Here is a 21,568-nt window from a genome sequence, read left to right as displayed (position 1 = left end):
AATAAGCGGAGGGTGGCCGAGGGGCGGAGGAGAGCTGAGAACTGCATGTGGTTTTCTCAGCTTTCCTCAGCCCTTCCGCTCACCTCCGCTTTCAAAATTCCTTTATTTTTCGGCCACGGATGAACAAGGGGCAAGAGCAAGTCTGATCAGTGTCCGTCTATGTGAATCCGTGACTTCCTCTATGCGGTGTAAGTCACGCCCTCCTTGGATCGGGTATCCACACTAAGTTGGAACACATCGGGGCGGGCGTAGTGTCCGGCGGTGTCCAGCACCAGGTGCCCCTGCGTCACGAGGCTGGGATCCAGATCCGCATGGAGGATGGCGGCTTCATGGCTGGGGGGCACCAGGTACCTGGCATCCGGGGCGATGATGGCACTGCCGCCGTTCTTGTAGAGGTGCCCGGCATCCCCGGGCATGCTGGCCAGCATCTCGAAGGCGGGGCCTGACGTCTGGCTGAGACTGGCCAGGCCATCGAGCACATCCGCCTTGCTGAGGACGCAGCCCGCCGCCAGCACGAAGCACTGGCCCTCGAAGGCGTAGGTACGGCTTGCCAGCTGGTGCAACTCGCCCACGGCGGGCCACTGGGCCACGTGCACCACCTCGTGCTTGGCGTGCATGGCGGCGCGGGCCAGGGGCATCCAGTGCTCCCAGCAGATGAGCCCGCCCAGGGTGCCATGGTCCGTGTCGAGGGTGGCCAGGGTGCTGCCATCGCCCTGGCCCCAGATGAGACGCTCCGTGTAGGTGGGCGTGAGCTTGCGGTGCAGCGCGTGGCGCTCCCCGTCGGCGGACAGGAAGAGCATCACGTTGTAGAGGGTGCCGCCCCGGCGCTCGTGGGCGCCCATGACGAGGTCCACCCGATACCGGGCGGCCAGGGCTCGCAGCCGGTCGACATGGGGACCGGGGATCTGCAGGGATTGCTCCGCCAGCAGCTGGTACAGCGCCTTGGCGCCGGGATGGTCCCAGCGGGCGGCATCGGGTGCCTCATCCAGCCACACGGGGTAGCCGGGCAGCCAGGTTTCGGGAAAGGCGACGAGTTTGGCGTCGGCCCGGGCTGCTTCCGCCACGAGGGTCTCGGCCCGTGCCAGGCTGGCCTCCAGGTTGAGGAAGACCGGGGGCTGTTGAACGATTGCGACGCGCAGGGGGGCAGACTTGGTCATGGGCACTCCGGCATTCACCATTTTGCGCATGGTGACGGACCTGATGGCGAAACCGGGGTTTTAAGCCTTCTCCATCTTCATGCCGAGGATGGAAACCTCCGATGAAGAGGAACCGTCCTGGCCCGCGAGCCCTGTCCGGGGCTACCCGGGAAACCATCAACCGCAAGGATTTGGAGTTTGGCGTGGGATTTTTCCGGAGCAAGGTGGCAGGGGCAGAGGCCGTGGACTTCCCGCCGCCATCCCAGGGCAATCCGCCAGAGACGCTGAACGGGCCCCTTGCGGCCTTTCTGAGAATTCAGGCAGGGGTGCTTGAGGAGGCTGTTCGGGAGCAGGGTCTCAAACTCCAGCAAGCCGAAGGGTTGATGGGAGAGGCCGTCCGGGGCTTTGGGGAAGCCCTTCAAGAGCTGGATGTCCTCGCCCGCGATCAGTACGAGCTGGCCATGGAGCTTCACCGCGTGCTGGAGGTGAGCCTGGAAGGCCAGACGGAAACCCAATCCGTGGAGGCTTTCGCCACGACCATTCGGGGCACGCTGGATCTTTTCGTGCAGGCGATGATGGAGATCGGCAAATCCAGTTTCCAGCTGGTGGATGAAATGGAAGGCATCCGGGGGCGTTCCGCCTCCATGAGCGGGTCGCTGGGCGAACTGGCAGAAGTGGCCACCCGCACCCACATGCTGGCGCTCAACGCCAGCATTGAAGCGGCCCACGCCCGGAAGTACGGCGCGGGGTTTTCGGTGGTGGCCGGCGAGGTGCAGAAGCTGGCTGACCGCAGCGGGCGGATCAGCGATCAGATCTCCGCACAGGTGCGGGAAACCGAGGAGGTCCTGAGCCGCGCCTCGGCCCAGGCCAGTCTCATCGCTTCCAATGATTTCAACGAGATCATCCGGTCCAAGCAGTTGGCTGAAACCATGGTGACCGCCATCAGCCAGAGTGAGATCCGAGCCCAGGCCCTGGTGGCCCGCATGGAAGACATTGGCAAGGCGGTGACGGCCCAAGTGGGGCGCTCCATCCAGGCCCTGCAATTTGAGGACATGGTGCGCCAGATCCTGCAGCGCGTGGGGGTGGGGTCGGGGCAGCTGGCGGTGCTTGCAGCGAAGCTTCAAGCCCTCGCCAACGAAGTGGACCGGGGCGAGCTGCCACTGGTGGATCTCCTCACCCAGGCCGCGGTGGAGTTCGAGGCTTTTGGGGTGAATGCCCACAACTCCGTGCAAGCCGCATCCATGGATTCAGGCGACGTCGAATTGTTCTGAGGGGGGATCATGGATTACAAGACTGTGGTGGATGCAGGCTGCGCCACCGTTTTCCTCGACGGACGGTTGGCCTATGGTGTCTACCCCGAATTCCGGGCCGCCACCCTCGCCGCGCTCGATCACCCTTCCACCACACGCATCCAGCTTGATATGTCCGGCGTGACCTTTCTGGATTCCAGCGTGTTGGGGATGATCCTCTACTTCAGGCAGAGGGCGCAGGCGGCTCAAAAGGAACTGGCCATTGTCCGGCCCTCGGCCCAGGTGGATGAAGTGCTCAAGATCGTGAACTTCAGCAAGCTGGTGCCCATTCTTTCCTGACCTCTGGCCTGGCGAGGCGCCGAACCCGCCTCCCGCCGCCGAAAGGCGATTCATGACGGCTGCCCCTCTCAATGCTGCGCATGGCCTGAAGATCCTCGTGGTGGATGACGATCCCATCACGCGCAGGCTTGTCCGGGCGGCCCTGGAAATGGATGGGTTCGAGGTGATCCTGGCCCGGGACGGCAAAGAAGGGTTGGCGTTCTTCCAGGCCCAGGCTCCTGATCTGGTCTTGACCGACTACTCGATGCCGGGAATGAGCGGCGCCGAGTTTACGCAGAGAATCCGCGCCTTGTCGGCCGAGGGCCAGACGCGGACCACCGTCCCCGTGGTGGTTTTCACGGGGCATGGCGAGGTGGAGGTGCTGAAGGATTGCCTGGAAGCCGGGGCCGAGGATTTCCTCATCAAACCCTTCACCATCCCGGAACTGCGCATCCGCATCCGGGCCACGGCGGAGCTGGTGGCGGCCCATGCGAGCCAGGCCGCGCGTGAGGCCGAAGAACGTGATGAAATCGCCGTGGTCAAGCATGTGTTGAACCGGCTGCTGGAGCCAGGGAAAGCATCACTGCCGCGGGGCTTTGTGATGGAGACCCTGGCCACCCGCCGCATCAATGGAGATATCTGCACCTACCGGGCGGGTGCGCCCGGCATCCATTTCGGCATGGTCTGCGATCCCATGGGACACGGGCTGATGGCGGGCATCTCCGGCATTCCGACCTTGGATGTGTTCAACGCGCTGGCGGCCAGGAATTTCCCGCTTCTGAGCATCCTTGAGGAAATCAACGAGAAGCTGATCCACCTGCTTCCCCTGGGGCGGTTCTCGTGCGCCGTTCTCTTCCGCATGGACTGGCATACGAGAGAGTTCTTCGTGATCAACGCGGCCATGCCCGATGCCTTTGTGCTCCGTGGCGATGGCGCTGTGGTGAAATTCCCTTCCACGGGCATCCCTCTGGGCATCCAGAAGGATCTTGGCGCACCCGCGGTGGGGCGGGTCCGGATGGCCCCTGGCGACTGCTTCTTTGCCTGCAGCGATGGCCTCACCGACATCGTGGACGAAGCGCAGATCCTGGATACCTTCCGGTCCGGCGGGCTCGAAGGGTTCACCGGCCGCCTGCGCGCCCTGGTGGAACAGAGGATCGGGAACCTCGATCTTGCCGACGACGTGAGCTGGTGCCTTTGGCCCTTTGAACCCGATTGGGCTGTTCCCGCTGCATCCGAGCAGAGAACGACCCCTGAGGTTCTTGAGGGACGGACCTTGGATCTGTGCTTGCGCTTCCACCCCAACGTACCGGCCTACCAGGAGATGGGCTCGACGCTGGTGGGCTTCCTGGGGCGCCATGGCGTTTCCAGGAGCATGGCCCAGAACCTGGCCTTGCTGCTGTCGGAAACCATCATCAATGCCGTGGATCACGGCGTGCTTCAACTGGATTCCGCTCTCAAGGAAGTGGATTTCGAGCGCTACGACCTGGAGCGCAGGTCCCGCCTGAAGGCTTGTGGCCATGAGGCGCTTGAGCTCCAGGTTAGCCTGCACATCCGGCCCGATGGGGTCTGCTCCCACCTGCTGGCACGCATGGCGGATCCAGGCCGGGGTTTCGATTGGCGCCAGTACCTTGCCGACATGGCGGACACCCCGGACAAGCTTTCAGGCCGGGGGCTGCTGCTGCTCAAGGCCCTGGGCCAGGATCTCACCTTCAACGAGGCGGGCAATGAAGTCTGCTTCAGCCTCCATGCCCTCGATGGGTGACTGCGCCATTCCTCGAGCCGAATAGACTGAACCCCGCGTCTTTTGGATCGGCAGAGAGGCCCCGAGTGCGATAGGTTGGCTCCATCCCCTTTTGGAGACACCCATGGCCGCCGATGCCGCCCTGTTGGCTGACCTTCCCCTGTTCGCAGCCCTGAGGCCCGAGGAACTGGACCTCCTGGCCCAGGCAGTGGATCTGCGGCGCCTCCAACCCGGCGAGACCCTCTTCAAGGCGGGGGATCCCGGCGAGGCCATGTACATCGTGGTTTCCGGCGAAATCGAAATCTCAGTCGTGGACCGGGCCGGGCAGAAGATCGTGCTCACGGGACGCCACCGCGGCGATGTCTTCGGCGAACTGGCCATGCTGGATGAGGGCACCCGTACGGCCACGGCCACGGCCATCATCCCCACGGACCTGCTGGAATTGGACCGTGCGGACCTGCTGCTGCTGGTCACCCGGAAACCCGAAGCAGCCCTGCACCTGCTGGGGGCCATGGGCGCCATGACCCGCAAAGCCGATCTGCTGCTGCGCACCCGCGTGGCCCGCAACGTGCAGGATGAGATCGACGACCAACGCTCACTGCTGGAGCGACTCACCGACTGGATCGCCGCCTTTTCGGGCAGCATGACTTTCCTGCTCATCAATGCGGGCTGGTTCGCGGTGTGGATCTACCTCAACGTGAGCGGCCGGGCCTCGTTCGATCCCTATCCCTTCGGATTCCTCACCATGGTGGTGTCACTGGAGGCCATCATCCTGTCGATCCTCGTGCTGCTGGCCCAGAACCGGCAGGCGGCCAAAGACCACATCCGCGATGATGTGGAATACGAAATCAACGTGAAGGCCGAGCTGGAAATCGCCCACCTGCACGAAAAGGTGGAGGAACTCTCCGATGATTTCCGGCAACGGCTGGACCGCATGGAGGCGCTGCTGCGCACCTCAGCGGAGAAGCGCCCCTAGGCCGCCTTCTTGGGCGCCAGCTGAGAAGCCGCCATGCCAGCCAGCATCAGCCCGCCACCGAGGATCAGGCGCAGGGACAGGGGTTCGTGCAGCAGGAGCACGCCACCCACCGCCGCGAAGAGGGCTTCCATGGAAAGGATGATGGAGGCGTGGGCCGGGTGGGCCCTGCGCTGGGCCACGATCTGCAGGGTGTAGGCCACGCCCACAGACAGCAGGCCCCCGTAGAGGATTGGAAGGCCAGCTGCAGGCAGGCCCCGGAAGGCATGGGGCTCCCGCGCCAGGGCCGCGAAGAAGCTCAGCGTTGCGCAGGTGGCGAATTGCCCAATGGACAGTTCCAGGGTGTCGATGCGCGCTCCCACGTGGGCAATGATCAGGATGTGCAGGGTCCAGAAGAAGGCGCCCAGCAGTTCCAGCGAATCGCCAGGAGCCAGTTTCAAGCCCGTGCCGATGCTGAGGATGTAGAGCCCGCCCAAGGCCAGTCCCGCGCCAAGCCAGATATGGAAGCCCGCCGGACGCCCCAGGAAGCGCCCAGCCAGCGGCACGAGCACCACGTAGAGGCAGGTGATGAAGCCCGCATTGCCGGCGGTGGTGTGAACCAGGCCCACCTGCTGAAGGGAGGCCGCCACAAACAGCACGGTGCCGGCCCCCAGGGCCCAGAGGCTTCGCTGTCGAAAGCTGAGCCGCGGGGAAGGCACGCCTTTGCGGGCCTCGCGCTTGCGTTGGAGGATCAACAGCGGAATCAGCGACAGCGCGCCCAGCGCGAACCGCGCGGCGCCAAAGGCGAAGGGGCCGATGGCCTCCATGCCGTTGCGCTGCGCCACGAAGGCGAAGCCCCAGATGATGGCCACCAGGAGCAGCAGGCCGTCAGTCTGGGCCATGGCTTTCAGAGATCTCATCACACCGTCGGAAAGAGGGGAAACGTTTGGTGGCCGTTCCTCGTCGATTCGAGGAACGGCCACCAAAAGCCTAACGGAGAACCCGCCACGAAGGGCGGGTTCGGAGGTTCAGGATTCCTGGGGAAGGCGCGCCGCCAGATCATCCAGCACCTTGAGCATGTGCTGGCATTCTTCGCAGCTGGTGTGGGGTGTGCCGCAGGGGAAGCCATCACCCTGCATGCCCAGGCAGCGGGGCTGCTGGATGAAGCGGGCCAGTTCGCCCAGCAGGCCGGAGACCTTCTTGCGCAGCGGGCTGTCCGGGATCTCCCGGAGGGCCATGATGATCTTCCATTCCTCGGCATTGAGGGTGGTCTGGATGGTGGTGTCCATCATGGGGCTCCTCGAGAAGAAAAGGATTCACCACTGAGGCACAGAGGGCACGAAGGAATCACGGAGAAGAAAGCAATCGGCACTCTCCGTGCCCTCCGTGTCTCCGTGGTGAATCAGTTGTTGAGCGCTTCCACCGACTTGACGCCCCAGGCGAAGGCTTCTTCGTTGAGAGGGATCAGGGCGCACTTGTCCTTCAGGGCCACGCCGATGGCGCTGAGGAAGGTCTCCTTGGGGAAGATGTTCGTGGCGGCCTGGAGGGCGCCCAGGGCCACGATGTTCTTCACCACGGCCTTGCCCAGGTCGGTGGCGATGCCGGTGAAGGGCACGGGGAAGACCTTGATGCTGGGATCGAGCACGGGGGCTTCGGTGACCACGGAGCTGTCGTAGATCACGTAGCCGCCCTTGCGCACGGTCGGGCCGAACTTGGCCAGGCTGGGGGCGTTGAAGGCCAGCAGGATCTGGGGATCGGGCGAACCGGGATTCAGCACTTCCGTCTCCGCCACATGCACGTCGGCGTAGGACGTGCCGCCGCGGCTTTCGGGGCCGTAGCTGGGGATGTGGGTGGCGTCGAAGCCTTCGCTGATGGCGGCGCGGGCGATGAGCATGGCGGCGGTCTGGGCGCCGTCGCCGCCGGAACCGGCCAGCTTCAGGGAGACGTCATTCAGGTCGAGCTGGGTGGGGAAGCCCTTGCAGAAGCGCTCGGGGTGCTCGGTGGTGGCGCCGGTGAGGGAGAGGATCTTCTCGCCCTTGAAGCAGGGGGCCTTGCGGTCGAACCAGGGCTCGACGGTGATGTCCTTCTTCACGCCGAGGGGATAGATGGGCTCCATGCATTCCTTGACCCACTTCTCGGTTTCCTCTGGGCTCATCTTCAGGTGGGTGGGGCACTCGGCCAGCACCTCGATGAAGGAGTAGCCGCGGCCTTCCACCTGCAGCTTGAGGGCCTTCTGGATGGCCTTCTTGGCCTTGATGCGCTGCTTGGCGTCGAAGAGGGCCACCCGCTCCACGTAGACGGGGCCGTCGAGGCCGGCGATCATCTCGGCCATCTTCATGGGCTGGCCGTTGTACTGGTCGCGGCCCGCGGGGCTGGTGGAGCTCTGCTGGCCCATCAGGGTGGTCGGGGCCATCTGGCCGCCGGTCATGCCGTAGATGGCGTTGTTGATGAAGATGACGGTGATGGGGGCGCCGAGCTGGGCCGTGGCGACGGTTTCGGCCAGGCCGATGGAGGCCAGATCGCCGTCACCCTGGTAGCTGATGACCACGCTCTCGGGGTTGGCGAACTTGTGGCCCAGGGCCACCACGGGCGCGCGACCGTGGGCGGCCTGTGTGTTGCCCACATCAAAGTAGTAGTAGAGGAACACGGAGCAGCCCACGGGGCTCACGGCCACCGTGCGGTCCTGGATGCCCAGGGCGTCGATGGCTTCGGCCAGGAACTTGTGGGCGAGGCCGTGGCCGCAGCCGGGGCAGTAGTGGGTGGCGTGGCCCTTCAGGCCCTGACCCTGGGCATGGCGCTCGAACTTGTCGTAAATGACGCTGGTCTTGCTCATGCGAGCACCTCCTTCTGGCCCAGGACCCGGGTCATGATTTCGGTCTGCTGGGGCAGCACACCGCCCATGCGGCGGACGTTCTCGAGTTCGGGGAACTGACGGACACCGGCCTTGCTGAGGGCGAGGCGGACTTCATCCTCCAGCTGCCCGGCGCTGGCTTCGACCACCACGATGCGCTTGGCGTTCTTGATGGCCTTCTTGAGGTCTTCCACGGGGAAGGGCCAGAGGGTGATGGGGCGGAAGAGGCCGGCCTTGATGCCCTGGTTGCGCAGATCCTGCACGGCGCCCTTGGCGGTGCGGGCGGGCGTGTTGCAGGCGATGAGCACGACTTCGGCGTCGTCGCAGAGGAAGGATTCGGAACGGGCCTCCACCTGCATGGCCTCGTACTTGCGGTTGAGGTGGTGGTTGTGGGCCTCGAGCTCGGTTTCCGTGAGGAAGATCGAGGAGATGAGGTTCTTGCGGTGCATGGCGTCGCCGTAGACCGCCCACTTGGGGATGCCGGGCTTGATCATGGTCTCGGGCAGCTGCACCTTGCCCGTCATCTGGCCCAGGTAGCCGTCGCCCAGCAGGACCACGGGGCTGCGGTACTTGAAGGTCAGCTCGAAGGCCAGGATGGTGAGGTCCAGCATTTCCTGGGGCGTGGAGGGCGCCAGGGTGATGGCCTGGGTGTTGCCGTGGCCGAGGCCGTGGCAGGCCAGCTTGATGTCGGACTGCTCGGGCGCAATGTTGCCCAGGCCGGGGCCGCCGCGCATGACGTCCACGAACACGCCGGGCAGTTCCGCGCCGATCATGTAGGAGACGCCTTCCAGCATGAGGCTGAAGCCTGGCGAGGAGGTGAAGGTCATGGTGGGCAGACCGGCGCCGGCGGTGCCGTACATCATGTTCACCGCGGCCACTTCAGAGACGGCCTGGATGAAGGTGCCGTCGAGCTTGGGCAGGAACTTGGCCATGAGCTCGGCGCCCTCGGTGGAAGGCGTGATGGGGTAGCCGTAGACGTGGCGGCAGCCCGCGAGGATGGCGCCCACGGCCGAAGCGTACGTGCCCTTGATGACCAGGGGCTCCGTGCGGGGCAGGGGCAGCACTTCGTTGGGGATGTCCGTGGGCTCGGGCGCATCGCTGGGCTTCACGCCGAAGAGCTGGGCGGGATCCTCCAGCTCGAACTCCTGGATCTCGCCCTCGTGGGTGGGGCGCAGACCGTAGGGCTCAGGGCAGGCGTCCATGCACATGCCACAGGCATTGCAATTGGCCAGATCCAGCTCCACGGGAATCAGACCCGTCGTGGGATTGATCTGATCGCTGAGCGTGATGCAGTCCTTGGCGCAGGCGTCGAGGCAACGGCCGCAGCCCTTGCAAAAATCTGGGAGAAGGAACGGTTTCGGTCGTTCTTTGAGGGCCATGGGGCCTCCATGAAGGGACACAAGTCCTACTTGCGGTGAAGTGTCGCCCTGGCCCCATGTGCCTGGGGTCACAAGCGGGGATTGGCGCAGACCGCCGCCGACCAATAGGTCTGGAATGGTCTGCGGGATGGGCAGTCTGTCATCCCGGTGAACCGCGAAAGACCCTGAGGCCCGCCAAAAGGGCTGGTTCGGACCCTGGACCGGCGGAATCGCCCGAAGTGAAGCGCGGTTTGCGCAGCGTTCCGCCTCGATTGCGGATTCAGGCGCTCAGCGATCACCCCAGTGCAACTTCTGCTGGAGCAGGGCGAAGAAATCCAGGCCCGGTCTCTGCAGCAGCGTGATGCGGGTTTGCGCCTGGCGCAGCCTCACCTCGTCCCCGGGCACCACGCGATGTCCCACCTGGCCGTCCAGCGTCAGATGGGCATCCTCGGCATCCATGAGGGTGATGGTGATGGGCATGGCCGCAGGCACCACCGAGGGGCGCAGGGTGAGCGTGTGTGGGCAGATGGGGGCGATGACGAAGGCCTCCAGGCTGGGATGCATGATGGGGCCGCCTGCGGACAGGGCGTAGGCGGTCGATCCCGTGGGCGTGGAGACGATGAGCCCATCGGCCTTGATGGGACCGGCCTGCTGATCGCCGATGGACAGCCGCATGTCCATGATGCGGGCCAGGGCGCCCTTGGCCAGGACCGCATCATTGAGCACGTTCTGGCGGGCCAGCAGCAGGCCCTGGCGCCACAGTTCCACTTCGAGCAGGGGCCGCACATCGGGCACGAGGGTGCCCGCCAGAAAGGCCTCCACGGCCAGCTTGGCCCCGGAAACGGGATGGGCCGTGAGAAAGCCCAGGGAGCCCAGGTTGATGCCCAGAATCGGCGTGCCCCGCTGGCCCACCCGGCGGGCGGCGTAGAGCAGCGTGCCGTCACCGCCCAGCACCAGGCAGAGATCGGCCCGGTCCTCGGCCATGCCCAGGTCCAGGTCGATGGCCAGCCGCGCGGGGTCCAGCCGGGCCAGCCGCCAGGCCTCTTCCAGGCCCGGTTCTCCAGTGACGCTCCAGCCCCGGTCCAGGAACAGGGGCATGACTTCGCGCAGGGTGGAACCCAGGTGCGGGGATTTGACCTTGGCCACGAGAATCAATCGCTGGGGCATGGCACCACTCTAACGCCACTGGCCAGAGGCGCGGCAGCAGGCGGGCCTGATTTTCGGGAAGGGTGGTTCGAGGGTGACCGCTTATCCTAGAGCCATGGCTTCCAAGACGGCTTCCTCTCCCATCCGCAGTTGGTTCCGCCGCAGCTGGTTCCGCCGCGCCGCCTGGGCCCTTCTGGCCCTGGTGGTTCTGGGGGGTGCCACCCTTGCCGTGTCCTGGTCGGTGCTGTCGCGGGACGCGGACAGCTTCCTCACCCTGTTTGCCATGCGGGTGCCCAAGACCATCACCAAGGTGCTGGATCAGAACGGCAACGTCATCGGCATCTTTGCTGAAGAGCACCGGGTGGTGATCCCCTACGGCGACATCCCGAAGGCCTACATCAACGGGCTTGTGGCCACGGAGGACGCGGATTTCTGGGAGCACGGCGGGGTTTCGGCCTGGGGCGCCCTCCGCTCCGTGAAGAACCTGGTGACCAGCTTCGGCCGCCGCCGCGAGGGCTTTTCCACCCTCACGATGCAGCTCATCCGCACGGTGACGGCCAAGCGGCAGAAACGCCTCGACCGCAAGCTGAAGGAGATCATCCTCGCCCGCAAGATCGAAAAGGCCTACTCCAAGAAACAGATCATCGAGATGTACGCCAACGAGGTGTACTTCGGCGGCGGGCGCTACGGCATCGAAGCTGCGGCGGAATTCTACTTCGGCAAGAGCGCTCCGCAGCTCAACACGGAAGAGTGCGCGATGCTGGCGGGCCTGGTTCAGAATCCCAACTGGTACAACCCCTACAACCCCGATCCCAAGGCCCGGGCTGCGGCCAAGGCGCGGCGCAACCACGTGCTCATCCGCATGGTGAAAGAGGGCTACCTGAAGGCGGCCGAGGCCAGCCTGCTCGTGGAGAAACCCATCCGGCTGGCCCGGGAGAATGCCCACGAGGAAGCGGTGGCGCCCTACGTGGTGGAGGAAGTTCGGAAGTACCTCTACGAGAAATACGGCCGTGAACAGGTGCTGAACGGCGGCCTCGAGGTGACCACCACCGTGGACAGCTACTGGCAGGAGGCCGCCAACGAGGCTGTGCGCAAAGGTCTGAAGGCCGTGGACCGCCGCCGGGGTTTCCGCAAAGAGGCGGTGCAGTTCGTCAGCGACCCGGAGACGACTCAGCTCAACGGTTGGAAGCGCTACTTTGAAGTGGGCGATAGCGTGCGCGGCGTGATCCTTGGCTGGAAGGCCGGCGCAGCCCAGGTGCGCATCGGCAAGACCCAGTTGGATGTGCCTGAGAGCGCCTTCGCCTGGGCGGGGAAGGATATCCAGAAATTGCTGCCCAGGGGCGCAGCGCCCTTGTTCACGGTGAAGACCTCTGACGATGGCACTCCGAAAACCCTGGAGCTCGACCAGGATCCATCCGTGGAAGGCGCCTTGATGGCCGTGGATCCGAGGTCGGGTGAGATCCGCGCCATGGTGGGCGGCTACGATTTCAACCGCTCGAAATTCAACCGCGCCACCCAGGCCCTGCGCCAAGTTGGTTCCACCATGAAGGCCTTTGTCTACGGTGCGGCCTTCACCGCCGGAAAGACGCCCGCGACCATGGTGGAGGATGTGCCCACCCGCTTCCTTGATACCGTGGATTACCTGACCGTCACGCACCCCGATGGCACCACGGATTTCAAGCCCTTGCGGCCCGGCGTGAAACCTTATGAGCCCAAGAACTATGAGCGCGATTTCTGGGGCCCCATTCCCATCTGGGAAGCCCTGCGGGATTCGCGCAATGTGCCCGCGGTGCGCACGCTCGAGGAAACCGGCGTGCTGAATGTCATCGATTTCGCGCGGAAATGCGGCCTCACCGGCAGCATTCCGCCCTATCCCAGCATGGCCCTGGGCTCCGGCGATTTCACCCTGAGGGAGATGGTCCGGGGTTACGCCACCATCGCCAATGGCGGCCTGCAGGCGCCGGTTCCCTTCTTCATCAAGAAGGTGGCGGATCGCAATGGCCGTGTGCTGGAAACCCATGGCGGCGCCGCCACCGAACAGGTGCTGGATCCCATGAGCAACTTCCAGCTCATCCAGTGCCTTCAGGGGGTTGCCTATGCGGGCACCGGGGCCCGGGCGGGCGCGGAACTGCAGTGGCCCATCGCGGGCAAGACCGGCACCACGGACGATCACACCGACGGCTGGTTCATCGGCTTCTCCACGAAGGTAGTCTGCGGCGTGTGGGTGGGCCTGGATGAGAAGAAGACCATCTTCCGCGGCGCCGATGGGGCCAAGGTGGCTCTGCCCATCTGGATCGACTTCATGAAGGCGGCCCTTCCCACCACGGGCGAGAAGGAGGAATTCAAGGCGCCGGAGGGCATGGAGTGGGCGGACGTCGACCGCTACACGGGCCTGCTGGCGACCTCCGCCACGGCGGACCGGGTGCTGCACCTGGCCTTCAAGCCCGGCACGGTACCCAAATCCGGCAGCGATGCCGAGGCCATCCAAAAGGTGAAGGAGGCCCGCGACAAGGCTGCCAGCCAGCCCATGGAGAACAAGGTGTGGGGTCGACCCAAGCAGGTGGAAGAGCCCAAACCCGTGGACCTGAACGCCACGGATCCCAACGCCTGAGCCGGTTTAGCACGGATCGAGAGGGTCGATTGCTCCAAAACGAAGGGCGCCAAAAGGCGCCCTTCGTTTTGGAAGTAGGCACGTCTGGACTACTTCTTCTTCCAGGTCTTTGCGGGCCTGTCCTCCGCGTGCTTGGCGGCGGGTTTGTTGGGCTTCCAGGGGCGCGGCGTGTCCTTCACCTCAGGCTTGGCGGCGCGATCCTCCCAGGTTTTCCGGGGCCGTTCCGCGCTGTCGGGGCGGGGCTTGGTCGGCTTGGCGTAGGGCCGGGGCCGGTCCTCGAATTCGCTGCGGGGCTTGAAGCTGCCATCGGGTCGTGTCTTGGAGAAGGCGGAATCCGGGCGATCCGTTCCCCGTGCGGCAGCGCGCTCGGCGTACGTGCGCTGGGGGCGGGGGCCACCTTCCTTGCGCTCTCGGGGTGAATCAAAGCGGGACTTGGGCTTTTTCTCCGGCTCATTGGGCAGGTCGAATCCCGAGGCCTGATCGGCCTGGACAAGGCCCAGGAGGCCCGCCACGAGGCGCACGGGATCGGCATCCTTCAGCATCTGGGTGGCCTGGTGGAGCAGGGCGGCACTGGCGGAGCCCTGGATGCCATCCAGCAGTTTGGCGGCCTGGGCTTCACGGATTTCGGCTGGAGTCGGCACGGCACGCCAATCGAGGGTGAGGCCGCCGCGGCGGCTCCAGGCCAGGAGGATGCGGCTTTCCTTCCAACCCACCAGGGCCATGCTGCTGCCCTTGGCGCCGGCACGGCCGGTGCGGCCGCTGCGGTGGATGTAGCTCTCCAGCTGGGTGGGGATGCCCATGTGGACGACGAGGGGCAGACCGCCGATGTCGAGGCCGCGGGCGGCGACATCCGTGGCCACCAGGTAGCGTAACTTGCCTTCCTTGAACTGGCCGAGGATGCGGGTGCGGGTGGCCTGGGCGAGGTCGCCGTGCAGGAACGCCGCAGGCAGGCCCGACACGGTGAGCTCTTCCGCCACTTCCTCGGTCTGGGCCTTGGTCTTGGTGAAGATGAGGGCGGCGCTGGGCTGATCCTTCAGGAGGATGTTCACCAGGGCGCGCACCTGCTGATGGTCGGGCACCAGGACGGGCGTGTGGGCGATGTCCGCATGCACGGCATGCTCACCCGCCTCGGCCAGTGAGATCTGGACGGGGTTCTTGAGGAAGCGCTTGGCCAGCTTGGCGATGGGGGCGGGCAGGGTGGCGGAGAACAGGTAGGTCTGGGGTCCCGCGGGCACCTTGGAGAGGATCTTCTCCACATCCTCGAGGAAGCCCATGTTGAGCATCTCATCGCACTCGTCGAGGACGATCATGCTCACCTTGCCAAGGTCCAGCGTGCCGCGCTCCAGGTGATCCATGATGCGACCGGGGGTGCCGACGACGACCTGGGCGCCCAGTTGAAGCGAGCGGATCTGGGGTGGATAGGCCACGCCGCCCACCAGGGAGGCGATGGGCAGTTTGGGAACGAGGCTGTGCAGCTCGGCGCCCACCTGCTGTGCCAGTTCGCGCGTGGGGGCCAGGATCAGGGCCTGGGGATGGCGCGCTTCTGTCAGCCGGTGCAGCAGGGGCAGGCCGAAGGCCAGCGTCTTGCCCGAGCCCGTGCGGCTCTGCACCAGCAGGTCGCGTCCCTCGAGACCCGGCTTGAAGGTCTGTTCTTGGACGGGCATGGGGGCTTCAAAGCCGCGCTTGGCCAGGGCGGCCAACAGGGCTTCGCTGCAGCCTAGGGCTGCAAAGGTCGTATCACTCACTGGTATCTCCCGGGGCTATCCCTGCGTGAGTGTGCCGAAGTGGCAGTCTCTTCATGGCGAACAGCGCCAGCCGGGAGGGGCCCAAACGGAAAGTATCGCGCGGAAGCCCTTGAAACACAAGGGAAATTGCTGCGTCGATGGGGCGGCGGTTTGATTCCGCCAGCGGTAACATCAAGGCATGACGACGCTGCTTCTCATCCGCCACGGCATCGCCGAGGACCCCAGGCCCGGGCAGAGGGACATGGACCGGGCCCTCACCGAGGAGGGCTGGCTCCGAACCCGTGCGGCCATGAAGGGGCTGGTGGCGCTGGGGCAGGTGCCGACGCGGGGCTTCAACAGCCCGTACCGGCGTGCTGCGGAGACCATGACCTGCCTACAAGAGGCGGCGGGGGCCTTCCCCATGGAAACCAGCCTGGAACTGGTGCCGGGAGGCCATCCTCCCCAGGCGGATCTCTGGCTGCGGGGACTCGTGGCTGAGGCGGGAGCTGCTGACGTTTTGGCCCTCATCAGCCATCAGCCCTTTCTCAGTGATCTGATCTTTCACCTCACCGGCCGCGACATGGACGTGAAGAAGGCCAGCTGCACGGTGATCCAATGGGCGGGGAATGCCTGGCGCTTCGAGCGGCAGTATCAGCCCTCGGAACTGAGGGCCTGACATGCGTGCCCAGCCCACCTTCGCCACGCTGGCCTCCGGCGTCAAACTGCACTACCGCGTTCAGGGCAACCCCGAAGGCCCCTGGATGGTGCTGCTCAACGGCCTGCTTTCCGATACCACCATGTGGGCGGGCGTTCTGCCGGGCCTCACGGATCACTTCCGCGTGCTCACCTTCGACAGCCGGGGCCAGGGCCGCTCGGATGCGCCCCTGGAAGGGCCCTATGCCACAGCGCTCCTGGCCGAGGAGGCTTGGGAGCTGTTCCAAGTCCTGGGCGTGGTGAGGCCATGGCTCGTGGGCCTTTCCAACGGCAGCGCCATGAGCCTGGAGCTGCTGAGCGGACGTCCGGATGCCTTCGCGGGCGCCGTGCTCACCAGTGCCATGCCCTGCTTTGATTTCGCCCTGAATCTCAAGGCCGAACACTGGGCCCACTGCCTGGAGGTGGGAGGGCCTCTCATGCAATTCGATGCGGTCGCGCCGTTCCTCTGGGGCGACAGCTTCCTGGAGGCGCGGCATGGCGTTCTGAGGGCCTACCACCAGGTGGTGACGGGGGCGGATCGGCCCCAGCACGGGAATCTCCACCAGATCAGGGGCACGAAGGGATGGGACATCCGCGACCGCCTGGGCCGCATCGAAGCCCCCCTGTTGCTTCTATGCGGCGCTGAGGACCTGCTCACCCCTCCCTGGAAGTGCCTCGAAACGGCACGGCGGATTTCTCACAGCCGCTTCGAAGTGATCCAGGGCATCGGCCACGCTTTCCCCGTGGAAGCGCCCAAGCGCTTCGTCGCCCGGGTGCGCGAATTCATATCTGAAGCCGCTCCGGGATTTGGCCGATAAGCGAAACTGACCTATCCTTTCAGAATCCCCGAGCCACTCCTGACTCGCCAGCCCCTGAGGTGACCTATGGCCACCCCTTCTCAGCCTCCGACCGTTTTGAGTTTGCAAGAGCTCAAGGAATTTTCTATCGGCAGGCTTGCCGAGCTGGCGAAGGAACTCCAGATCGAGAATCCGCTCGGCATGCGGAAGCAGGAACTGGTGTTCAGGGTGCTGCAGGCCCAGGCGGAACGCGAAGGCCAGTTCTTCTCCGAGGGCGTGCTGGAGGTGCTGCCGGAAGGCTTCGGTTTCCTCCGAAGCCCTGATCAGAACTACCTCGCGGGGCCCGAGGACATCTACGTCTCGCCCAGCCAGATCCGCAAGTTCAACCTGCGCACGGGCGACACCCTCTCGGGCATGATCCGCGCGCCGAAAGAGGGCGAGAAGTTCTTTGCCATGCTGCGCGTGGACGCGGTGAATTTCGATCCGCCCGCCACGGCCAAGGAGCGCGCCCATTTCGATGACCTGGTGCCGCTGTATCCCAAGCATCACCTCCGCATGGAGCGGGATGCGCAGGAGCTGAGCACCCGCGTCATGGATTTGATGACGCCGCTGGGCAAGGGCCAGCGCGCCCTCATCGTGGCGCCGCCGCGCACGGGCAAGACCGTGCTCCTGCAGAACATCGCCAATTCCATCACCGCCAACCACCCGGAAGTATTCCTCATCGTGCTGCTCATCGACGAGCGCCCGGAAGAAGTCACCGACATGGAACGCAGCGTGAAGGGCGAAGTGGTATCGAGCACCTTCGACGAGCCCGCCACCCGGCACGTGCAGGTGGCCGAGATGGTCATCGAGAAGGCCAAGCGTCTGGTCGAGCACAAGAAGGACGTGGTGATCCTGCTGGATTCGATCACCCGGTTGGGACGCGCCTACAACACCGTGGTGCCGCCCAGCGGCAAGGTGCTTTCCGGTGGTGTCGACAGCAATGCTCTGCAAAGACCGAAGCGCTTCTTCGGCGCAGCGCGCAACATCGAGGCGGGCGGCAGCCTCACCATCATCGCCACGGCCCTCATCGAGACCGGCAGCCGCATGGATGATGTGATCTTCGAGGAGTTCAAGGGCACCGGCAACAGTGAGATCGTGCTGGACCGCAAGCTCAGCGACAAGCGCATCTTCCCCGCCATGGACATCCAGAAGTCCGGCACCCGCAAGGAGGACCTGCTCATCGAACCCGCCAAGCTCGCGAAGATTTGGGTGCTGCGGAAGATCCTCACCGCCAGCGGCCCCAGCGAAAGCATGGAGCTGCTTGTGGATCGCCTCGGCAAAGCCAAAACCAACGACGAGTTCCTCGCCAACCTACAGGAGCCGCCCCCGCGGCGTTAGCCGCGCCGAGCCCCATTTGACGCTGCTAAGGCAGCGTCAAATGGGAGCGAGGATGGGGCGGCTATCAGGCATGAGTGGGTAGCGGTGCAGGCCGCGAGCGTTAAGCGCCGAGCCGAGCCCAATCTGTCGCTGCAAAGGCGGTGTCAGCTGGGAGCGAGGATGGGGTGGCTATCAGGCATGAGTGGGTAGCGGCGCAGGCCGCGAGCGCTAAGCGCCGCGCCGAGCCCAATCTGTCGCTGCAAAGGCGGTGTCAGCGGGGAGCGAGGATGGAGCGGCTATCAGGCATGAGTGGGTAGCGGTGCATGCCGCGAGCGTTAAGCGCCGCGCCGAGCCCAATCTGTCGCTGCAAAGGCGGTGTCAGCGGGGAGCGAGGATGGGGTGGCGATCTGGCAGGAGTGGCTTGGCGCGCAGGGTGTGTGCCTTAGGCGCCAGATCAATTTCGATCGATTGCCCGCCTCAACTAGCCCAAACCTTGACCTTCCCATGATTGAGGGGAAGCAGGATCTGGAAGGAACTCCCTTGTCCGGGTTTGCTAGAGACTTGCAGGCTGCCGCCATGCGCATGGACGATGTCGTACACCACCGATAAGCCCAGGCCTGTTCCATGGCCTGCTTCCTTGGTGGTGAAGAAGGGTTCGAAGATTCGTTCCAAGGTGCGGGAATCCATGCCGCAGCCGGAATCCTCCACGGTCAACAGCACGCAGGGTTCCGTTGATCCCTGGGAGGTGCCGTGGTTCTCGACCGCTGGCTGGAGGTGGATGGAAAGGATGCCGCCCGCGGGCTGCATGGCTTGGCTCGCATTGATGCCCAGGTTCAAGACGACCTGGTGCAACTGGGAGGGATCGCCATAGATCTTGGTCCCCTTGGTCAGATCGGTCCGCACCTTCACGTTTTCAGGGAAAGTGGTCTTGAGCACATTGGTGACTTCGATGATCAGGTCGGAGAGGTCGATGAGGGACCATTTGCCCTCAGAGTGTCCGCTGAAGTTCAGGATCTGCGAGGTTAGTCCCTTGGCCCGGTCGCCGATCCGTTGGATGGTCTCGAGCTTCCGCCTCACGGGACTGTCCGGTTCGACCTGCATCTCGATCTGTTCGGCTGTGTTGAGAATGGCTCCGATCAAATTGTTGAAGTCGTGGGCAACGCCCCCGGCCAGGACACCGAGGCTGTTCATTTTTTGGGCCAGGCGGAGGTGACGATTCGTTTCCACATCCAAGGTGAGGTCCCTGAGCCTCACCACCAAGGACCGGACGGCATCATCGTCGCCGCGAACGGGAGACAGGGCCACCTCGAAGTGGATGGCCTTGCCCGTGAGGGTCTTCAGTGGGGTGCAACCCATCCATGTCTGGCCAGAGCGCGCCTGTTGGAGGGCTGTGGTTAATACCTGGCCCGCCTCGTCCAGCTGGAACAGATCCAGCAGGCGCTGACGAGGGGCCTTCTGGCTGGAATCACCGAAGGTTCTGGCAAAGGCAGCATTGGAGTGGACAATGGTTCCGTCCTTCGCATCAAGCAGGGCGATGGCCTCAAAGGCCTGGTCCAAGGCGGCCATGAGTGCGCGTTCCGGCAGAACAGCCTGAGACAGCCGGTCGATGCTGTTGCCGCTCATGCCGCGAGGTCCCATGGCTTGGGCCTCCATGCACAAGGATCCGGCTGGCTTTGCGAACCACGCGAGACACCTCTGACTATTGGCGTGTGCGAAACCCCGATGCCCGGACAGGTGTTCAATACGGGGGTTCCCATCAATGGCTCCTGGATCTCGACGCGGCCTGCAGGAGAGGCAAGGGTCTAGATCCAGGAATCATAGGCGTGGCGCGGAGTTCTGGTTCCTGATTCCGCCGAACGGTGTCATTTTCACCTCCGAACGGTTAGGCCTTCGGCCTTTTGTTTTCAAATGGGGATGTTCTGGGCACGGAGGCAGTCCCTGGTCCGTGGCGTCATGGCGCGGCTCACAGTCAATTCCACCTTGGGGGCGATCATGACCTTGATGCGTCCCACGCTGGTGGGGCGGATCCCTTTGACCATCTGGGGGCGAAGCAGGAGGTGGCGCTGGATCCGGATCATGCCGTCCTCGGGGAAGGCCTGTTCCACTTCGGCCAGGGTGTTCCAGCGGGTGACGTATCGGTTCAGGCCCCGGCAGGCCCAGACGCGTTCATTCTCCAGTTCGAAGTGCGTGATGAGCTCCAGCTCCATGAAAACCTCTCCATCTCCGGCACGGATCGGAAACCTCGTCGGGGGCGGGAGGAGGGTTTTCAGCTCCAGTGGGCTGAGACGGCGGACCAGCTGCTGTTGAAGGCGCTGCAAACACTTGGCGAGGCGGTCGTCGAAAACCGGCTTGAGCAGGTAGTCCACCGCAGCGAGTTCAAAGGCCCGGACGGCATAGGTGGCGTGGGCCGTGACGAACACCACCGGGGGGCAGTCCGACACTTCTGCCAGGACTTCCATGCCGTTGGGCCCTGGCATCTGAATATCCAGGAAGATGACATCGACTGCGCGGGGCTCCTTCAGCCAGCGCAGAAGGGACAAACCATCTCCAAGTTCGCCGATCACGTCGCAGCCAGCCTCCTGCAGCAGCCGCGACAGCCGCTCCCGGGCGAGGGGCTCGTCATCGACCACCAGGGCTTTGAGGGCTTTCATGGCCTCATTCTACTTGCATCGCCTCAAGCCGGATGGAGGCGAGCGTGCCGTGATCCGAAGGGCCTACCGAGAAGGTAGCTCCGCTGCCGAAATGCAGAGCCAGCCGCAGACACAGGTTCTTCACACCAATGCCACTTGGCGACTGGTGCTCATGATACGGTTCGCCGGAATTCCAGACTTCCAGCAGGATCACGCCGTCTTCAGCTCTGGCGCGAAGCACCAGATCCCCACCGGGAATGCTGGGTGAAATGCCGTGTTTGATGGCGTTCTCCACCAAGGGCTGCAGAAGAAGAGGAGGCACTTCGATGGCATCCAGCCCTTCGTCCCAGTCCCAAACCACCCGGAGTCGGCCCTCCAGGCGAATGGCTTCCAATGCCAGGAAGTCTGAGATGATTTTCCGTTCTTCCCCCAGGGGCAGGCGCATGTGCTCAGAGGCCCGCATGATGCGCCGGAGCAGGTCGGATAGGTGACGGATGGCCCGTTCAGCCGCCTTGGGGTTCTTGTAGACGAGTTCAGCCAGGCCATTGAGCGCATTGAACAGCACATGGGGATGGATCTGGCTTTGGAGCAATCGGTTCTTGGCGATCTGGGCTTCCACTTCGGATGCCTCCCGGAGCTCATCAGAATGAGCCCGGGAAGCGACCAATCCACCGACCAGAATCATGGTTGGACCCACGAAGGAGATGTAGAGACCCACCAACTTACTGAGGTTGAATTCAAGGTCCCCATGGGAAAGCATCCAGGCATCGATGTACGGAAGAAGCGCTGAGACCAGTTCACAAGCAATCACCGAAAGAACAAACCCGAGGATGAAATTCCAAGGGGAAGAAATTCGACGTGGAAGAATCCAGGCAAGTGGGGCAAGAAAGGCAAATGCACCAATGTGTGCGAGTGGAGAAAGAAGTGAGTAGGCCCAGACCCACGCCAGTCCAAGGTGATGTGATGTCAAATGCTCATATAGGAACGAAAGCACCCAAAGGG

At 64.3% G+C, this 21,568-nt stretch carries 18 protein-coding genes; 8 read left to right on the top strand and 10 right to left on the bottom strand.

What is annotated here, in order from left to right:
• Positions 1 to 179: 179 nt before the first annotated feature.
• A complete protein-coding gene (locus tag Q9293_RS11075; protein ID WP_306246424.1) occupies positions 180 to 1,157 on the bottom strand; it encodes a carbon-nitrogen hydrolase family protein in 978 nt (325 codons plus the stop codon).
• Between the two features lie 182 nt (positions 1,158 to 1,339).
• Between Q9293_RS11075 and Q9293_RS11070 the strand changes: the two genes are divergently transcribed.
• From Q9293_RS11070 to Q9293_RS11055, 4 genes are all read left to right on the top strand, one after another.
• Positions 1,340 to 2,407 (top strand): methyl-accepting chemotaxis protein, encoded by a 1,068-nt coding sequence (locus Q9293_RS11070; RefSeq protein ID WP_306246422.1) that lies wholly within the window; start codon positions 1,340 to 1,342, stop codon positions 2,405 to 2,407.
• A 9-nt stretch (positions 2,408 to 2,416) separates the two neighbouring features.
• Entirely contained in the window at positions 2,417 to 2,725 is a 309-nt protein-coding gene (locus tag Q9293_RS11065) for an STAS domain-containing protein (RefSeq protein WP_306246420.1), read from the top strand.
• 52 nt (positions 2,726 to 2,777) lie between these two features.
• The gene (locus Q9293_RS11060; protein ID WP_306246417.1) at positions 2,778 to 4,466 is read left to right on the top strand and encodes a response regulator; all 1,689 of its coding nucleotides are present in this window, start codon (positions 2,778 to 2,780) and stop codon (positions 4,464 to 4,466) included.
• Between the two features lie 103 nt (positions 4,467 to 4,569).
• Positions 4,570 to 5,421 (top strand): DUF1003 domain-containing protein, encoded by an 852-nt coding sequence (locus tag Q9293_RS11055; RefSeq protein WP_306246415.1) that lies wholly within the window; start codon positions 4,570 to 4,572, stop codon positions 5,419 to 5,421.
• Here the strand turns inward: Q9293_RS11055 and Q9293_RS11050 are convergent.
• The 5 genes from Q9293_RS11050 to Q9293_RS11030 all read right to left on the bottom strand — a co-directional run bounded on the left by Q9293_RS11050 (position 5,418) and on the right by Q9293_RS11030 (position 10,773).
• Complete coding sequence (locus tag Q9293_RS11050; protein ID WP_306246413.1) at positions 5,418 to 6,317, bottom strand: DMT family transporter; 900 nt, start codon at positions 6,315 to 6,317, stop codon at positions 5,418 to 5,420. The two genes, Q9293_RS11055 and Q9293_RS11050, sit on opposite strands and share 4 nt — an antisense overlap.
• Positions 6,318 to 6,425: 108 nt before the next feature.
• On the bottom strand, positions 6,426 to 6,689 hold the full coding sequence (locus Q9293_RS11045; RefSeq protein ID WP_306246411.1) for a hypothetical protein: 264 nt from the start codon (positions 6,687 to 6,689) through the stop codon (positions 6,426 to 6,428).
• 110 nt (positions 6,690 to 6,799) lie between these two features.
• A complete protein-coding gene (locus tag Q9293_RS11040) occupies positions 6,800 to 8,230 on the bottom strand; it encodes a 2-oxoacid:acceptor oxidoreductase family protein (protein WP_306246409.1) in 1,431 nt (476 codons plus the stop codon).
• Entirely contained in the window at positions 8,227 to 9,627 is a 1,401-nt protein-coding gene (vorB, locus tag Q9293_RS11035; protein WP_306246406.1) for a 3-methyl-2-oxobutanoate dehydrogenase subunit VorB, read from the bottom strand. The genes Q9293_RS11040 and vorB overlap by 4 nt, the downstream gene beginning before the upstream one ends.
• 267 nt (positions 9,628 to 9,894) lie before the next feature.
• Positions 9,895 to 10,773: an NAD(+)/NADH kinase gene (locus Q9293_RS11030; protein WP_306246404.1), complete on the bottom strand. Its 879-nt coding sequence runs from the start codon at positions 10,771 to 10,773 to the stop codon at positions 9,895 to 9,897.
• 94 nt (positions 10,774 to 10,867) lie between these two features.
• On the opposite strand from Q9293_RS11030, the gene Q9293_RS11025 reads away from it, so the two are divergent.
• Positions 10,868 to 13,363 (top strand): penicillin-binding protein 1A, encoded by a 2,496-nt coding sequence (locus Q9293_RS11025; protein WP_306246402.1) that lies wholly within the window; start codon positions 10,868 to 10,870, stop codon positions 13,361 to 13,363.
• Between the two features lie 89 nt (positions 13,364 to 13,452).
• Here Q9293_RS11025 and Q9293_RS11020 read toward each other — a convergent pair whose 3' ends face one another.
• On the bottom strand, positions 13,453 to 15,108 hold the full coding sequence (locus tag Q9293_RS11020) for a DEAD/DEAH box helicase (RefSeq protein ID WP_306246399.1): 1,656 nt from the start codon (positions 15,106 to 15,108) through the stop codon (positions 13,453 to 13,455).
• Positions 15,109 to 15,286: 178 nt separating this feature from the next.
• Here Q9293_RS11020 and Q9293_RS11015 point away from each other — a divergent pair, with 178 nt between their 5' ends.
• From Q9293_RS11015 to rho, 3 genes are all read left to right on the top strand, one after another.
• Entirely contained in the window at positions 15,287 to 15,763 is a 477-nt protein-coding gene (locus Q9293_RS11015; RefSeq protein WP_306246397.1) for a histidine phosphatase family protein, read from the top strand.
• A 1-nt stretch (position 15,764) separates the two neighbouring features.
• Entirely contained in the window at positions 15,765 to 16,598 is an 834-nt protein-coding gene (locus tag Q9293_RS11010; RefSeq protein ID WP_306246395.1) for an alpha/beta fold hydrolase, read from the top strand.
• Between the two features lie 96 nt (positions 16,599 to 16,694).
• Positions 16,695 to 17,957, top strand: coding sequence for a transcription termination factor Rho (rho, locus tag Q9293_RS11005; RefSeq protein WP_306252438.1), 1,263 nt, complete (start codon positions 16,695 to 16,697; stop codon positions 17,955 to 17,957).
• Between the two features lie 456 nt (positions 17,958 to 18,413).
• On the opposite strand, the gene Q9293_RS11000 is transcribed toward rho, so the two are convergent.
• From Q9293_RS11000 to Q9293_RS10990, 3 genes are all read right to left on the bottom strand, one after another.
• On the bottom strand, positions 18,414 to 19,574 hold the full coding sequence (locus tag Q9293_RS11000; RefSeq protein WP_306246392.1) for a nitrogen regulation protein NR(II): 1,161 nt from the start codon (positions 19,572 to 19,574) through the stop codon (positions 18,414 to 18,416).
• A 266-nt stretch (positions 19,575 to 19,840) separates the two neighbouring features.
• Positions 19,841 to 20,587: a LytTR family DNA-binding domain-containing protein gene (locus Q9293_RS10995; protein WP_306246390.1), complete on the bottom strand. Its 747-nt coding sequence runs from the start codon at positions 20,585 to 20,587 to the stop codon at positions 19,841 to 19,843.
• 4 nt (positions 20,588 to 20,591) lie between these two features.
• Positions 20,592 to 21,536 carry a sensor histidine kinase gene (locus Q9293_RS10990; RefSeq protein WP_306246388.1) on the bottom strand — a complete coding sequence of 315 codons (945 nt, stop codon included), beginning with the start codon at positions 21,534 to 21,536 and terminating at the stop codon, positions 20,592 to 20,594.
• Positions 21,537 to 21,568 lie beyond the last annotated feature (32 nt).

It is taken from the genome of Geothrix sp. PMB-07, assembly GCF_030758935.1.
Classification (GTDB): domain Bacteria; phylum Acidobacteriota; class Holophagae; order Holophagales; family Holophagaceae; genus Geothrix.
The sequence above is the reverse complement of the archived record's forward strand: the minus strand, read 5'-3'. Positions and strand labels throughout refer to the sequence as shown.